This window comes from Plantibacter sp. ME-Dv--P-122b (assembly GCF_030209375.1).
In the GTDB taxonomy this organism is placed as follows: Bacteria; Actinomycetota; Actinomycetes; order Actinomycetales; family Microbacteriaceae; genus Plantibacter.
This window is the reverse complement of record NZ_JARVSC010000006.1, coordinates 189946-204485: the sequence shown is the minus strand read 5'-3', so window position 1 is coordinate 204485 and position 14540 is coordinate 189946. Positions and strand designations below refer to the sequence as shown.

At 68.6% G+C, this 14540-nt stretch carries 10 protein-coding genes and 1 tRNA gene; 3 read left to right on the top strand and 8 right to left on the bottom strand.

Features of this window, described 5'->3' with window-relative positions:
- Positions 1-8: 8 nt before the first annotated feature.
- The gene (locus QRN19_RS13790; protein WP_285027523.1) at positions 9-1658 is read right to left on the bottom strand and encodes a S1C family serine protease; all 1650 of its coding nucleotides are present in this window, start codon (positions 1656-1658) and stop codon (positions 9-11) included.
- Between the two features lie 158 nt (positions 1659-1816).
- Between QRN19_RS13790 and QRN19_RS13785 the strand changes: the two genes are divergently transcribed.
- The gene (locus QRN19_RS13785; protein WP_285027521.1) at positions 1817-3013 is read left to right on the top strand and encodes an aminotransferase class I/II-fold pyridoxal phosphate-dependent enzyme; all 1197 of its coding nucleotides are present in this window, start codon (positions 1817-1819) and stop codon (positions 3011-3013) included.
- 62 nt (positions 3014-3075) lie between these two features.
- Here the strand turns inward: QRN19_RS13785 and QRN19_RS13780 are convergent, their stop codons facing one another.
- From QRN19_RS13780 to QRN19_RS13765, 4 genes are all read right to left on the bottom strand, one after another.
- On the bottom strand, positions 3076-3972 hold the full coding sequence (locus tag QRN19_RS13780) for a glycine betaine ABC transporter substrate-binding protein (protein ID WP_079705563.1): 897 nt from the start codon (positions 3970-3972) through the stop codon (positions 3076-3078).
- A gap of 72 nt (positions 3973-4044) precedes the next feature.
- Entirely contained in the window at positions 4045-5052 is a 1008-nt protein-coding gene (locus tag QRN19_RS13775; RefSeq protein ID WP_285027520.1) for an ABC transporter permease, read from the bottom strand.
- Positions 5049-6410, bottom strand: a complete 1362-nt coding sequence (locus tag QRN19_RS13770; protein ID WP_191940801.1) for a quaternary amine ABC transporter ATP-binding protein — start codon at positions 6408-6410, stop codon at positions 5049-5051. Before QRN19_RS13770 ends, QRN19_RS13775 begins: the two co-directional genes overlap by 4 nt.
- 397 nt (positions 6411-6807) lie before the next feature.
- On the bottom strand, positions 6808-7290 hold the full coding sequence (locus QRN19_RS13765) for an Lrp/AsnC family transcriptional regulator (RefSeq protein ID WP_285027516.1): 483 nt from the start codon (positions 7288-7290) through the stop codon (positions 6808-6810).
- 169 nt (positions 7291-7459) lie between these two features.
- On the opposite strand from QRN19_RS13765, the gene ald reads away from it, so the two are divergent.
- Complete coding sequence (gene ald / locus QRN19_RS13760) at positions 7460-8563, top strand: alanine dehydrogenase (RefSeq protein ID WP_285027514.1); 1104 nt, start codon at positions 7460-7462, stop codon at positions 8561-8563.
- Between the two features lie 83 nt (positions 8564-8646).
- On the opposite strand, the gene QRN19_RS13755 is transcribed toward ald, so the two are convergent.
- The 3 genes from QRN19_RS13755 to QRN19_RS13745 form a co-directional block, all read right to left on the bottom strand.
- A tRNA-Met gene (locus QRN19_RS13755) sits at positions 8647-8720 on the bottom strand.
- Between the two features lie 144 nt (positions 8721-8864).
- A complete protein-coding gene (locus QRN19_RS13750) occupies positions 8865-11789 on the bottom strand; it encodes a UPF0182 family membrane protein (protein ID WP_285027511.1) in 2925 nt (974 codons plus the stop codon).
- 71 nt (positions 11790-11860) lie between these two features.
- The gene (locus QRN19_RS13745) at positions 11861-12991 is read right to left on the bottom strand and encodes a YlbL family protein (RefSeq protein ID WP_285027509.1); all 1131 of its coding nucleotides are present in this window, start codon (positions 12989-12991) and stop codon (positions 11861-11863) included.
- Between the two features lie 120 nt (positions 12992-13111).
- Between QRN19_RS13745 and QRN19_RS13740 the strand changes: the two genes are divergently transcribed.
- Entirely contained in the window at positions 13112-14509 is a 1398-nt protein-coding gene (locus tag QRN19_RS13740) for a zinc-dependent metalloprotease (RefSeq protein WP_502928238.1), read from the top strand.
- The last annotated feature ends 31 nt before the right edge of the window (positions 14510-14540 follow it).

The window sequence follows — 14540 nt, the reverse complement described above, 5'->3', positions numbered from 1 at the left end:
CCCGGTTGTCAGAGCGCGAGTTCGCCGAGGGTGACCTCGGCGGTCTGCGAGTCGTTGCCCCGGGTGAAGGTGAGCTTCGCCGTCGCCCCCGCCGCGAGCGCCCGCACCTGAGCGGTCAGGTCGTTCGCACCCGTGACCGGGACGCCGTTGAACTCGGTGACGATGTCCCCGGACTTCAGACCGGCGGCCTGCGCAGCGCCGTTGTCGGTGACCTTGTCGATGAGCGCACCCGCGACCGTGCTCTTGGCGTCGCTCGAGGCGTCCTTCACCGTCGCGCCGAGCAGCCCGTGGGTCGCCTTGCCCGTCTTGATGATCTCGTCCGAGACGCGCTTGGCGATGTTCGCCGGGATGGCGAAGCCGACACCGATGCTGCCGCTCTGCGACGACGAGTCGGTGTTTCCGGCGCTCGCGATCGCGACGTTGACACCGATGAGCTTGCCGGTGCCGTCGACGAGGGCGCCACCCGAGTTGCCGGGGTTGATCGCCGCGTCGGTCTGGATGACCGCGATGGAGATCGAGGAGGTCGGCGCGGTCGGGGTGGTCTGCCCGGGGACGTCGAAGTTCCACGGGCTCTGGTTGTCGCCGTTCGAGTCGCCGGACCCGCCGTCGTCGCTCGATCCGGAGTCCGGAACGGCGGAGGAGGCGACGGTGATGCTCCGGTTGAGCGCGCTGACGATGCCGTCGGTGACGGTTCCGGCGAGCCCGAGCGGCGCACCGATCGCGACGGCCGTCTCGCCGACGTTGAGCTTGTCGGAGTTCGCGAACTCCATCGGGCTGAGACCCGAGGCGTCCTCGAGCTTGATGACCGCGAGGTCGTAGATCGGGTCCGTGCCGACGATCTTGGCGTTGTACAGCTTGCCGTTCGCATCGGTGACCCGGATGGTCGGGTCGGCGACCTGGCCGTCCAGGGTCACCACGTGCGTGTTCGTCAGGACGTAACCGTCCTTGCTGAGGATGATCCCCGAGCCGGTACCGGCGCTCTGCCCACCCTGGACCGAGAGGGTCACGACGCTCGGCCCGGCCGTCGCGGCGATGGCCGTGGTCAGGCTGACGTCGGCGTCGTCGTTGATGGTGAACGCCTTCGAGCCCGCCTCGTTGCTCGAGACGCTCGACTTCGTCGCGTTCGTGACCCAGAGCGTCGCCCCGGCGCCGGACGCTCCTCCGATGAGGGCGCCGACGGCGAGCATCGCGACCATGCCGGCCAGCGGGCGGTTGGTCTTCTTCGTCCGCGCTGCAGGCGGCGTCGGGACGCCGGGGTGCTGCCCGGTCGGCTGCTGGGCGTACGGGGACGATCCGTAGGGACCGTGCTGCTGACCAGGCTGCGGCTGGGCCGTGGGCTGCTGACCGGTGGGCTGCTGGTAGGCGGCGTACGGGTTCGGCTGCTGCTGACGGGAGAAGGCCGCGGACGGGTGCTGCGGCACCTGCTGGTACGGCGAGCCCTGCTGGGCAGCACCGTACGGCTGCTGCGTCGGCTGACCGGCCGGCGGCATCGCGGTCGGGGGCGGGAAGTACGCTCCTGAGGTCGACGGCCGTGCCTCGCCCGCGGGAGGCACGGTGCCGCCCGCTTGCTCAGCGGGCGCGGACTGCGGCGCGGTCTCACCGTTCGGGGTGGACTGGGGGTGTTCGGCGGGCTGCTGTCCGTCTGCGGTGTCGGTCATGGCGATTCTGCTCCTTCCAAGCGCAGTCAGCTTCCCGTGCTGAGCTGAGTGTTTCATTCGCGCGCGCTGTGCGCCGGCTAGGGCTTCGCCGCAAGGACCTGCGCATGGTGTCCTAGATTGGGAACGGCCCGCGCCCGCGGCCACGGAGGGAGATCGACATGGTGGTTGACGGACCCTGGCGGCGCACCGCAGCAGGCGCCGGCCTCGTCGACGAGGACGGACGCGTCTCGTCGACGATCTTCGCGGAGATGAGCGCGCTCGCGCTGCGGACCGGAGCCGTCAACCTCGGCCAGGGGTTCCCCGACGAGGACGGGCCCGAGGCCGTCCTCGCCGAGGCGGTCGCGGCCATCGAGCGCGGTGAGAACCAGTACCCGCCCGGCCCGGGCACCCTCGACCTCCGCACCGCGATCAGCGAGCACCAGCGACGGTTCTACGGTCTCCAGCCCGACCCGCAGGGAGAAGTGCTCGTCACCGCCGGAGCGACCGAGGCGCTCGCCGCGACCCTGCTCGCGCTCGTCGAGCACGGCGACGAGGTCGTGACCTTCGAGCCGTTCTACGACGCGTACGGCGGACTCATAGCCCTCGCCGGTGGCCGGCACCGGACGGTCAAGCTGCGCGCGCCCGACTTCCAGCCGGACCCGGACGAGCTCCGCACCGCCGTCACCGACCGGACCAGGGTCATCCTGGTCAACACGCCGCACAACCCGACCGGCACCGTCCTCGACCGCGCGACGCTCGACCTGGTCGCCGAATTGGCCGAGCGTCACGATGCGATCATCGTGACGGACGAGGTCTACGAGCACCTGACCTTCGACGTCCGACACGTCCCCATCGCGACCCTGCCGGGTGCCGCCGAACGCACACTCACGATCTCGTCCGGTGGCAAGACCTTCAGCACGACCGGCTGGAAGATCGGCTGGTTGAGCGGACGCCGCGAACTCGTCTCGGCCGTCTCGACGGTCAAGCAGTACCTCAGTTACGTCAACGGCGCACCGTTCCAGCCGGCGATGGCGACCGGACTCCGGCTGCCCGACGCCTCGTTCGCGGCCATCGCCGACGGCCTGCGCGGCAAACGGGACCTCCTGAGTGCGGGCCTCTCCGCCGCCGGTTTCGACACCTTCCGACCGGACGGCACCTATTTCATCGTGGCCGATGCGGCACCGTTGGGCTTCCACGATGCTGCGGCGTTCTGCCGGGCACTACCCGAGCTCGCCGGGGTCGTGGCGGTTCCGCTGTCGGCCTTCTGCCTCGACCGGCACGACCCGGACTACGCGTCGCTGGTCCGGTTCGCGTTCTGCAAACGCGTCGAGGTGTTGGAGCGGGCCGTCGACGGTCTTCTCCGACTCCGCAGCTGACCCTCCGACGCACGAGACGGCGGGCACCGGATCGCTCCGGTGCCCGCCGTCTCGTCGATCCGCTACTTGGTGAGCGAGTCCACGTACTCCTGGTTGTCGCTGATCCACTGCTTGACGACCGGCGCGTAGTCCTTCGAGTCACCCTCGTTGAACATCGCGTTCTCGAGCGAGAACAGGCGCTCCGAGTCGAAGTCGAAGTCCTTCAGCCAACCGGCGAGCGTCGGGTACTCGTCCGCGAAGTCGGCCTTGCCGAAGCTGTGGATGCCTTCGGCATCGCCGAGAGCACCCTTCGGGTCCTCGAGGTCCTTGATCGGGAAGGCGTCGTAGGCCCAGTGCGGACGCCACAGCGTGACGGCGATGTTCTCACCGGCGTCGGTCGCGGCCTTCAGCTCCGAGAGCATCGCCGGGGTGCCCGAGGTCAGGAACTCCCAGTCGTCGAGGCCGTACTCGGGGATGACCTTGTCCTGGGTCGCCTCGGTCAGTCCGGCACCGGGGTCGATGCCGACGAGGCGGCTGTCGAAGAGGTCCGCGTTGGCCGCGAGGTCCTCGAGCGAGTCGACGGGGGCGTCCTCGTTGACGGCGATCGTGAGCTTGGCGTCGGTGTTCCAGGCGCCGAGGTCGACGACGTCGTCACCGAACTTCTCGATGTAGCTCGCGTGGGTCGTCGGCAGCCAGACGTCGAGCGTCAGGTCGTAGTCACCGGTGCTGAGGCCGGAGAACACCGGGGCGGGCTCCGCCTCCTCGAGGGTGACGTCGTAGCCCTGCTCCTCGAGCACGGCCTTCCACAGCTCGGAGGCCGCGATGCCCTCGTCCCAGCCGCTGAACACGGCGATGGTCACCGCCTGCTTGTCGCCGTTCTCGAGCGTCTCATCCGAGGCGCCCGCGGAGCAGCCGGAGATGGCGAGCGTCGCCGCCGCCCCCGCTGCGATGGTGGTTGCGATCTTCGTGCGGTACTGCATGTTCGATGATTCCTTTCGTCCCGCGTGACGCGGGGATCGGTGTCGTCGGATGGGAAGCTGTGTGCCGGTGGGTCACCGCACGGCGGTCGGCGACTCGGAGGGAGTGTGCTGCTCCTGGCCTGACGCGGTGCTGTCGGTCGTCGTGGTGCTCGACGCCGGTGCCGGTCGGATCCCGCCGGGCGAGGACGGGGCGGCCTTCGTGCGCTTCCCGCGCTGTTTGCGACCGCCGCCGAGGGAGGCGGTGAGACGGTCCAGGAAGATCGCCAGGATGACGACCGACAGGCCCGCTTCGGAGCCGAGCTGGATGTCGATCCGCGAGAGGCTCTTGACGACGTCGCCGCCCAGGCCGCCGGCGCCGACCATGCCGGCGATGACGACCATCGAGAGCGAGAGCATGATGACCTGGTTGACTCCGGCCATGATGTTCGGCATCGCGAGCGGCAGCTGGATCTGGCGGAGGATCCGCCACGAGGAAGCACCGAACGCGTTGCCGGCCTCGACGACCTCGCGGTCGACGTTGCGGATCCCGAGTTCCGTGAGACGGACGGCCGGGGCCAGCGCGAAGACGATCGTCGCGACGATGCCCGGGACGACGCCGATGCGGAACAGGATGAGCGCGGGGATGAGGTAGACGAACGCAGGAGTCGTCTGCATGAAGTCGAGCAACGGCCGGATGATCGACGATGCGACCTTCGAGCGCGCCGCCAGGATGCCGAGTGGGATCCCGATCACGATGGCGATGAGTCCGGCCACGAGCACGAGCGACAGCGAGTCCATCGCGTTGTCCCACTGCTCGACGCCGACGATGATCAACAGCCCGACCGCGGAGCCGACGGCGAACACCGGGCCGCGTGCGATGAGGGCCAGCAGAGCGGCGACGATGATGATCACCCAGAACGGCGGACCGCTGAGCACGAGGTCGACCCCGTCGTACAGCCCCTGGAAGACGCTCCGGATGACGTCGAAGACGGGCTGGAAGACGTCGGTGATGAAGTCGACGAAGGCTTCGACCCACGCACCGATCTCGGGGCGGGTGATGGCGTCCAGGAACCCGGACGACTGGAGACGGATGCCGTTCATCGGACACTCCCTTCCGGCAGGCTCGCTGCCGGTTCGGCGGCGCTGGTCTCGATCGACGAGGTCACGTCATCGGGGTGCTGCGGGTCCTCCGCGGTCGACCGCAGGGTCGCCGTGATGAGCTCGACGGGCACCGTCGCCGGCGGCCCGACGAGGCTGATCTCGTCCGTGTTGGTCGGGACGTTGCCGACGGCGGCGAGCAGGGTCACCCGCGGGACGACGCCGAGCAGGCGCGTCCGCTCGTCCACGACGGCGACGGGCAGGGCACTCTCGACGGCGGACTCGAAGAGGTCGACGAGCGCCGCCTCCGGCGAGACCGTGGCGAGGTCGGCGGTGATGACGCTGCCGAGCTCGTGGTCGCCCGCCCGGACGAGACGCAGCACGTCCTTGTCGCGGACGACGCCGAGGAGCTGGCGCCCAGGACCGACCACGAAGGCGGTCGAGGTCTGCAGGTCGCGCATGATGCGCAGGGCAGCCCGGGGTCCGGCGGACGCGGAGACGACGGAGCGCGCTGGTTCCATCACCCCACCGGCGGTCAGGACGCGGGCGCGGTCGACGTCCTGGACGAACTGGGCGACGTAGTCGTTCGCCGGGTCGGTCAGGATGTCGTTCGGGGTGCCGACCTGGACGATCCGGCCGTCGCGCATGACGGCGATCCGGTCGCCGAGGAACATCGCCTCGTTGAGGTCGTGGGTGATGAACACGATGGTCTTGCCGAGTTCGGCCTGCAGCTCGACGAGCTGCTCCTGCATCTCGCGGCGGATGAGGGGATCGAGCGCGGAGAACGCCTCGTCCATGAGGAGGATGTCGGTGTCGGAGGCGAGTGCGCGGGCGAGGCCGACGCGCTGCTGCATCCCGCCTGAGAGCTGGCCCGGGAGCTTGTCCTCCCAGCCTGCGAGCCCGACGCGCTCGACGACGGCCTGGGCCCGCTCGCGTCGTTCAGCGGCCGGCACACCCTTCACCTCGAGTCCGTAGGCGGCGTTCTCGAGCACCGTGCGGTGCGGCAGCAGGGCGAAGTGCTGGAAGACCATCGAGATGTTGTCCTGTCGGACCGCACGCAGCTGCTTCGAGGACACCCCCGAGATCGGCTTCCCGGCGATGGTCACGGTGCCCGCCGTCGGCTCGAGCAGGCCGTTGAGCATCCGGATCAGCGTCGACTTGCCCGAGCCGGAGAGGCCCATCACGACGAAGATCTCGCCCTGCTTCACCTCGAACGAGGCGTCGATCACGGCTGCGGTGGTCCCGCCGGAGGCGAGTTCGTCTCGCGAGGCACCGGCCTGCAGGCGTTTCACGGCTTCCTTCGGCTTCCTGCCGAAGACCTTGTACAGTCCCGTCGCGGAGACGGCAATCGTTTCGGTCATGTGTTCTCCTGGAAGCGCACGCGGAACCGCGGTGCGCTCTTCCTGTCGATCGTCAGGCCGGGTCGAACGGCTCTCGATCCGCCCCATCGGCGCACTGATGGACAGCGCGCGGGCTCGGATCACGTGGGGCGACAACGGCTACCGCGTGGCGTTCGACCGTACGTCCAGCACGCCGTCACGGGGCGACAGGGGGCGGGACGCGGTTACGTAGGTCAGCCCTTGCGGGCCGTCGACAACGCTAACGAAACTCACAGCTGCTGGCTAATCGACGATCCCCCAAAAGGCGGACATCGCGCACGGCCTCCATGGCAAAACCGAACATGGTCAGGGTTTTCCGCGGAACTCCTTCGTTATGCGTTCGTGACCTTCGCCCGGCCGGTATAGCCGCGGATCGCCCTCACTCCCCCACCGCGACGCCGATGAACGAGTGATCGAACACCAGACTCGTGCGGGTCGAGGCGACCGTCGGATCGGCCGACAGGTGCTCGACGACGAAGTCGCGGATGTGGGCGCTGTCCCGCGCCGCGAGATGGATGACGAAGTCCTCGGAGCCACCGAGGAAGAACACCTGCACGACCTCCGGGAGCTGTCGGATGCCGGCGCTGAACTCGGCGATACGGGCGCGAGCCCCCGCCCTGATGTTGACGCTGATGAGCGCCTCCAGACCGAGCCCGACCGCGACCGGATCGATACGCGCCGAGAACCCCGTGATCACGCCGCGATCGACGAGCGACCGCACCCGGGCGACACAGGTCGATGGGGCGATGCCGACGAGCTCCGCCATGCGGGCGTTCGTCATGCGTGCGTTCTCCTGCAGGAGCCGCAGGAGTGCGTGATCGACGTCGTCGAGGTCCGCGCGTCTTTGCAGATTGTTCGTCATCCTGCGCCCGCTCTCGATTCTATCCGAATCATCGTCGATTTCCAGGGGAAGTTCCGAGGAAGCTGCGGTGTTCATCAGGCTGAAACGCAGCAACCTCAGAATAGTCCCACACCGTCCACCGACGAGCGGGAGAGCCGAGCCTTGGCCCAGCCTGCGAGAGGAACCAGCCATGCGAATCGGCATCCCCACGGAGATCAAGAACAACGAGAACCGGGTCGCGGCGACGCCAGGCGGCGTCCACGAACTCGTCCGACACGGCCATGAGGTCGTCGTCCAGGCGGGCGCCGGCCTCGGGTCCGGCAATCTCGACGAGGCGTATCGTGCCGCCGGCGCGACCATCGCCACCGACGCGGCCTCCGTCTGGGCGGCGGGCGACCTCCTGCTCAAGGTGAAGGAGCCCGTCGCCGCCGAGTACGGCTACCTGCGGGCCGACCAGACGCTCTTCACCTACCTCCACCTCGCGGCGGACCGTCCGCTCACCGACGCCCTGCTCGCCTCTGGGACCACCGCGATCGCCTATGAGACCGTGCAGCTCCCCAACCGCTCTCTGCCGCTCCTGCAGCCGATGAGCGAGGTCGCAGGACGACTGTCCACGCAGGTCGGCGCCTACCACCTCATGCGCGCCACGGGTGGACGCGGGATCCTGCTGGGCGGCGTGCCCGGAACCCCCAAGGCGAAGGTCGTCGTCATCGGCGGCGGGGTCGCCGGCGAGCACGCCGCAGCCAACGCGCTCGGCATGCAGGCGGACGTGACGATCATCGACATCTCCATCCCTCGCCTGCGCGAGCTGGAGAACCGCTTCAGCGGACAGATCCAGACCAGGCCGTCGTCGGCGTACGAGATCGCGGAGCAACTCCGCGACGCCGACCTCGTCATCGGCTCGGTACTCATCCCCGGCGCACAGGCCCCGAAGCTCGTCACCGACGCCATGGTGGCGCACATGAAGCCCGGCTCGGTGCTCGTCGACATCGCGATCGACCAGGGCGGCTGTTTCGAGGGCTCCCGGCCGACCACGCACGACGACCCGACGTTCCGCGTCCACGACAGCCTCTACTACTGCGTGGCCAACATGCCCGGCGCCGTTCCGGAGACCTCGACGCGCGCGCTGACCAACGCCACGCTCCGGTATGCCATCGCCATCGCCGACCGGGGCACGGACGACGCCGTCGCGGCCGACGCAGCGCTCCGCGCGGGCGTCAACGTCCACGCCGGTGCGGTCACCAACGCCGGCGTCGCCGCGGCGTTCGGTCTCCCCGTCGCGACGATGGGCTGACCCACCGCTCGCCGGCCGCGGGCGACCATCCCCTGAAACGACGAAATCCCGGTCTCGAGGAGACCGGGATTTCATCTTTTCTGTTGCAGGGGCAGGATTTGAACCTACGACCTCTGGGTTATGAGCCCAGCGAGCTACCGAACTGCTCCACCCTGCGGCACAAGAGATAAAGCTAGCATGCATTCTGAGGGCGTGCAAATCGCGTGCCGCTGAGCACTCCGATTCCGGCCGAATCCCTCCTCCTGGAACGCCGAACGGCGCCGCCCGTCAGGGCGACGCCGTTCGGATTGCCGGCTCGGAATCAGCCGTTCAACAGTGCCAGCGCCTGCGCCAGTGCGTCGGAGATCTTCTTGTCCGCCACCCCGTAGGCAGCCCAGTCACCGCTCGCCATGGCCGCGTCCTTCTCGACCATCGCGGCCTTCGCCTGGTCGAGCAGCGTCTTGATCTGCGCGTCCACCGTCGGGTCGCCCGTGCTCGGGGTCGAGCCGGTGTCGGTTCCGCCACCGGTGTCCGTGCCGTCCGTCGGGGGCGTCGTGCTGTCTCCGGGGACGTTGGTGTCACCCGCATCCGCACCCGAGTCGCCGCCGAACAGGACGTCGAGCGCCTCGTCCAGCGTGTCTTCGAAGGCGATCTGGTCGCCGAAGGCGACGAGCACCTTCTGCAGGAGCGGGAAGCTCGTGTCGCCGGTGGACTTCACGTAGACCGGCTGCACGTAGAGCAGACCGCCACCGACCGGCACGGTCAGCAGGTTGCCGTTCAGCACCTCGGTCTGGCCCTGCTTCAGGATGTTGATCTGGCTCGACACGCTCGGATCGGAGTCGAAGGTGTTCTGCACCTGGCCGGGGCCCGGCACGGTGTCGTCCTTCGGCAGGGTCAAGAGTCTGATCTTGCCGTAGTCGGAGCTCCGCTTGCCGTCCTCGGCGCCGGCGTTCGCATCGACCGCGAGGTAGCCGGTCAGCACGTTCCGCGACTGCTCACCGCCCTGACGCGGGATGAACGTGGAGTACAGGGAGAAGGACGGAGCGTCCTGCTCGGGCAGCTGCATCGTCAGGTAGTACGGCGGCTGGTACTTCTTCTCCGTGTCGGTCGACTGCGGGTCGTTGGGGGTGACCCACGCGTCCTCGCTCGAATAGAACGAACCGGCGTTGGTGACGTGGTACTGGCCGAGTACCGAACGCTGGACCTTGAAGAGGTCGGCCGGGTACCGGACGTGGCTCATCAGATCGCCGGACATGTCCGACATCGGCTTGACCGTCGACGGGAACACCTTCTGCCAGGTCTTGAGGATCGGATCCTGGTCGTCCCAGCTGTAGAGCGTCACCTTGCCGTCGTACGCGTTGACGGTCGCCTTCACCGAGTTCCGGATGTAGTTGACGTCGTCGAGCGCGTAGTTCTGCGCCGGGGTGACCGAGTCGGAGATCGTGTCGGACAGGCTCACGGTCTTCGAGTAGGGGTAGCTGGCGCTCGTCGTGTAGCCGTCGACGATCCAGACGATCTGACCGTCCACCACGGACGGGTAGGGGTCGGAGTCGAGCGTCAGGTAGGGAGCGACCTTCTGCACCCGGGTGAGCGGGTCGCGGTCGTAGAGGATCTGCGACTGGCTGTTCACCGAGTCGGAGAGGAAGATCTGCTCCGACTGGAACTTGAGCGCGTAGACGAGCTTCTTGAAGACGTTGTCGAGCTTGGGCCCGCCGTCGCCGTCGAAGGTCGTGTAGGTCTGCGACTCACCCTGCGTGCCCGACGGGTAGTCGAGCTCCACCGGGTCCGCACCCTTGGGGGCGCCGACGATGGAGTAGTCGGGCGACTGCTCACCGAAGTACACGCGCGGCTCGAAGTCGCCGAGCGCGCCGGTGGTGGGGATGCCGGACTCGAGGAAGACGGGCTCACCGGAGGCCGAGCGCTGGTTGCCGTACGCGGCGACCAGACCGTAGCCGTGGGTGTACACGACCGTGTTGTTGATCCACGACTGCGAGTTGTCGAGGCCGGCGACGTTCAGCTCGCGGACCGCGACGACGGCGTCCTGCGTCTTGCCGTCGATGTTGTAGCGGTCGACGTCGAGCTGCTTGTCGAAGGAGTAGAACTGCTTGAACTGTTCGAGCTGCGCGACGGAGGCGCTCACGAGCGACGGGTCGATGATCCGGATGTTCGCCGTGGTCTCGGCGTCCTGACGGAGTGCTCCGGGGGTCGCGTCGGTGGTGGCCGCGTACTCCTCCTCCTCGACGTCGGCGATCCCGTAGGCGTCGCGGGTCATGTCGATGTTCCGCTTGATGTAGGGCGTCTCGAGGCTCTTCGCGTTCGGCTCCACCTGGAAACGCTGGACGATCCACGGGTAGAGGCTGCCGACGATGAGGGACGCGACGATGAGCAGCGCGGTACCGACGAGCGGCAGACGCCAGCGGCCGGTGAACGCGGTGACGACGAACAGGACGGCGACCATGAGCGCGATCCCGGCGAGGATGACCCGACCGGGGATGGTCGCGGCGACGTCGGTGTACGAGGCGCCGGTGATGAGCGTGCCCGTGTCGTTCAGCGTCGTGTACTGGTCGAGCCAGAGGCTGACGGCCTGCAGGATCAGGTACAGCGCGGCGAGCACCGAGATCTGCACGCGGGCCGCCATCGAGATCCAGACCTCACGGCTGACCACCCGGATGCCTCCGTAGAGGTAGGTGACGACGGCGGTGGCGATCAGGGCGATGAGGACGACCGCCGAGGAGAAGGCGACCACGGCCTGGAAGAACGGCAGGTCGAAGAGGTAGAACGACACGTCGAGGTTGAACTGCGGGTCCTTGGTACCGGACGGGGTGCCGTTCATCCACAGCAGCACGAGCTGCCAGCGCGAAGCCGCGGCGACACCGCCGAAGAGGCCAAAGAGCGTCGGGATGCCGTAGGTCGCGAGTCGGCGGAGCGGCTCGACCACCTGCTGGTAGCGGTCGACCTGCGAGCTGAGCTTCGCGTAGACCGGACGGGTCCGGTAGGCGATCTCGATGGCGAGCCACACGGGCAGGGCCATCCCCACGAACCCGACGAGGAACATGGCGATCGCCGCGATCCACTGCGTGGTCAGGACCTCGGTGTAGCCGAGCTGTTGGAACCACAGCAGGTCGGCGTAGAACCCCGAGAACACGAAGAACCCGATCAGGAGCGCGGCGATGATCGCCACCGTGATCGCGATCGGGGCGCGTCGGCGCTGAGTGGACAGGGGCTTCTCTGCTGCTGCGGATGTCACGTGTGGCCTCTTCAGATAGGGGTCGTCCCACCTATCCTAAAGCGGCCGGGCTGGGAGAGCGCCCGAAGCGGTCAACCGGCCGAGCAGGTGGGCAGCTTGCTCGTGTCGGCTCCGTCCGCGATGGCCTTGAGCGCTGCGCGTGAATCGTCGAGGGTCTTCACGGCGAAGACCGTCAAGCCGTCCGGGACGTGTCCGGCGACCTCGTCGCAGTTGCTCTCGGGAGCGAGGAACCACTCGGCCCCGGCGTCCTTCGCACCGAACAGCTTCTGCCGGATACCGCCGATCGCGCCGACGTTGCCGTCGGCGTCGATCGTCCCGGTGCCGGCGACGTCCTTGCCGCCGTTCAGCTCGCCCGGGGTGAGCAGGTCGATCATGCCGAGCGCGAACATCATGCCGGCGCTCGGGCCGCCGACGTTGTCGAGCTGGATGGTGATGTCGACGGGGAGGTCGTAGGTGGTCTTGGTCCCGATGCCGATCACGGTCGAGGTCGTCCCGTCGGACGCGGTCGCCGTCGTCGGCGTGATCTCGACGGTGCTCGCCGCTCCCCCGCGCACGATGTCGAGCGTGACCGGCTTGTCCGTGCCGTTCGCGTTGATCGCGTCCCGCAGGCCGGCCAGGCCGGTCACCGGCGTACCGTCGACCGAGACGATCTCGTCGTCGAGCCGCAGCACACCCTGCGCGGGGGCACCCTCCGCGATCTGTGCCACCACGATGTGCTCGGGGACCTCGTACCCGAGCTCACGCAACGCCGCCGCGACCGAGTCCTGCTGCGAGTCGACCATGAGGGTCGCGTTCTGCTCGTCGCGCTGCTCGGTCGTGACGCCGGGCGGGAAGTAGAGGTCCATCGGCACGACGGCGCGGCTCGGGTCGAACCAGGCCGAGACGATGTCGAGCCAGCCAGGGCTCCGCTGCGGATTCCCGACCAGCTGGACCGTCAGCATGTCGAGCGTGCCGCCGGTGTCGTAGGTCTGCTCGTCGTGGACCTCGATGAGCGGGACGTCGCCGTCGTCGCCCTCGGTCGTACCCAGCACGTTGAACACGGGACCCGGCTGTTCGATGACGTACGGCGCGGGCACCGCCGACAGCACTCCGAGGAGGACGAGCGAGAGACTGAGCACGATCCACCCGAACCGAGCGCGACGATTGCGACCCTGACCGGTCGGCGCCGAAGCGGTGGGAGCCTCATCGGCGAAGAGCGACATGCAAGCCTTCCGGAGTGTTCGCGGTGGGCGGAAACCCGACCAACCATACCCCGGCGATTCTTCAGCGAGGTGCGACTAGCGTAGAAGGCCCAGCACCGAGCTATCTGAGAGGCGGCTGACGTGCCAGAGGATTTCGACAAGAGTCCGGAGGACGAGTTCCGCGACATGCTCCGCGAGCTCCTCTCCGGCAACGGTTCGTTCGACCCGAGCCAGCTCGCCGGCGCCGCCGGCCTTCCCAGCGATCCGGCCAGTCTCGCTGCGCTCATGTCGCAGCTCCAGGGCGCACTCCGCTCCAGCGGCGACGGCATCAACTGGGACACCTCGCTCCAGCAGGCGAAGACCATCGCCGGAGACGGCGCCCAGGACACGACGCCCGAACAGCGTGCGGCGTTCGAGCAGGCCTTCCACATCGCCTCCCTGTGGCTCGCCGACGTCACCGACGTCGCCGAGCTGTCGAGTGAACCGGCCCTGTACACGAGGACGCGCTGGGCCACGAAGACGATGCCGTTCTGGACGCAGCTCGCCGAGCCGGTGGCCACGAACATCGCGAACGCCCTGACCGGCGTGCTCACGGAACGCGCGCCCGAGGAGTTGTCGAGCATGATCGCGAACGCCGGACAGCTCGTCCGCGGCATCGGCGGCACGCTCTTCGCCATGCAGCTCGGCCAGGTCGTCGGTCAGCTCTCCAAGGAGGTCGTCTCCGGCGGCGACATCGGCATCCCACTGCTCGACGACAACGAGGCCGCCCTGGTGCCCCAGAACGTCGCCGACTTCGGCGAGGGTCTCGACATCCCGGCGGATCAGGTCCAGATCTACCTGGCGGTCCGTGAACTCGCGCATGCACGACTCTTCCGCCACGCCCGCTGGCTCCGCCTGCACCTCATCTCATCCATCACCGACTTCGCGCGTGGCATTCGGATCGACACCGAACGCCTCGAGGAGCTCGCCGAGAGCTTCGACCCGTCGAACCCCGAGGAACTCCGGGACGCCATGACGAGCGGGGCACTCATCCCCGCCCGCACCGAGGCACAGGACGCGAGCCTGGCGCGGCTCGAGACGACGCTCGCCCTCATCGAGGGCTGGGTCGACGTGGTCACCGCGGCAGCCACCGAACGTCTCCCCCGTTCCGCGGCCATCGCGGAGACCGTCCGCCGACGCCGCGCCGCCGGCGGGCCGGCCGAACAGGCTTTGGGCGCGCTCGTGGGGCTCGAGCTGCGACCCCGCCGGCTGCGCGAGGCTGCGCAGATGTGGCAGCAGGTCACCGACGCCGTCGGCACCGCGCAGCGCGACGCCCTGTGGTCGCACCCCGACCTCGTGCCGACCGCAGCCGACATCGACGCCCCGGAGGCGCTCATCCAGCGCCTCGAGGCGGAGGCCCGGGGTGAGCGTCCCGAGCAGGACGAGATGGACCTCGCGCTCGAAGACCTCCTCCGCGGCGAGGAACGCGGCGATCAGCCCGACGACGAGCCCGGTTCGGAGCCCTCCGGCCCGAACGGCGCCGGCGGCCCCCCGGTCTGATCCACGACGACGCTCCACAGTTCGTCCTTCC

Coding starts and splice junctions, on each gene's coding strand:
- QRN19_RS13790 (WP_285027523.1), bottom strand. CDS start 1,658: ATGACCGACACCGCAGACGGACAGCAGCCCGCCGAACACCCCCAGTCC.
- QRN19_RS13785 (WP_285027521.1), top strand. CDS start 1,817: ATGGTGGTTGACGGACCCTGGCGGCGCACCGCAGCAGGCGCCGGCCTC.
- QRN19_RS13780 (WP_079705563.1), bottom strand. CDS start 3,972: ATGCAGTACCGCACGAAGATCGCAACCACCATCGCAGCGGGGGCGGCG.
- QRN19_RS13775 (WP_285027520.1), bottom strand. CDS start 5,052: ATGAACGGCATCCGTCTCCAGTCGTCCGGGTTCCTGGACGCCATCACC.
- QRN19_RS13770 (WP_191940801.1), bottom strand. CDS start 6,410: ATGACCGAAACGATTGCCGTCTCCGCGACGGGACTGTACAAGGTCTTC.
- QRN19_RS13765 (WP_285027516.1), bottom strand. CDS start 7,290: ATGACGAACAATCTGCAAAGACGCGCGGACCTCGACGACGTCGATCAC.
- ald (WP_285027514.1), top strand. CDS start 7,460: ATGCGAATCGGCATCCCCACGGAGATCAAGAACAACGAGAACCGGGTC.
- QRN19_RS13745 (WP_285027509.1), bottom strand. CDS start 12,991: ATGTCGCTCTTCGCCGATGAGGCTCCCACCGCTTCGGCGCCGACCGGT.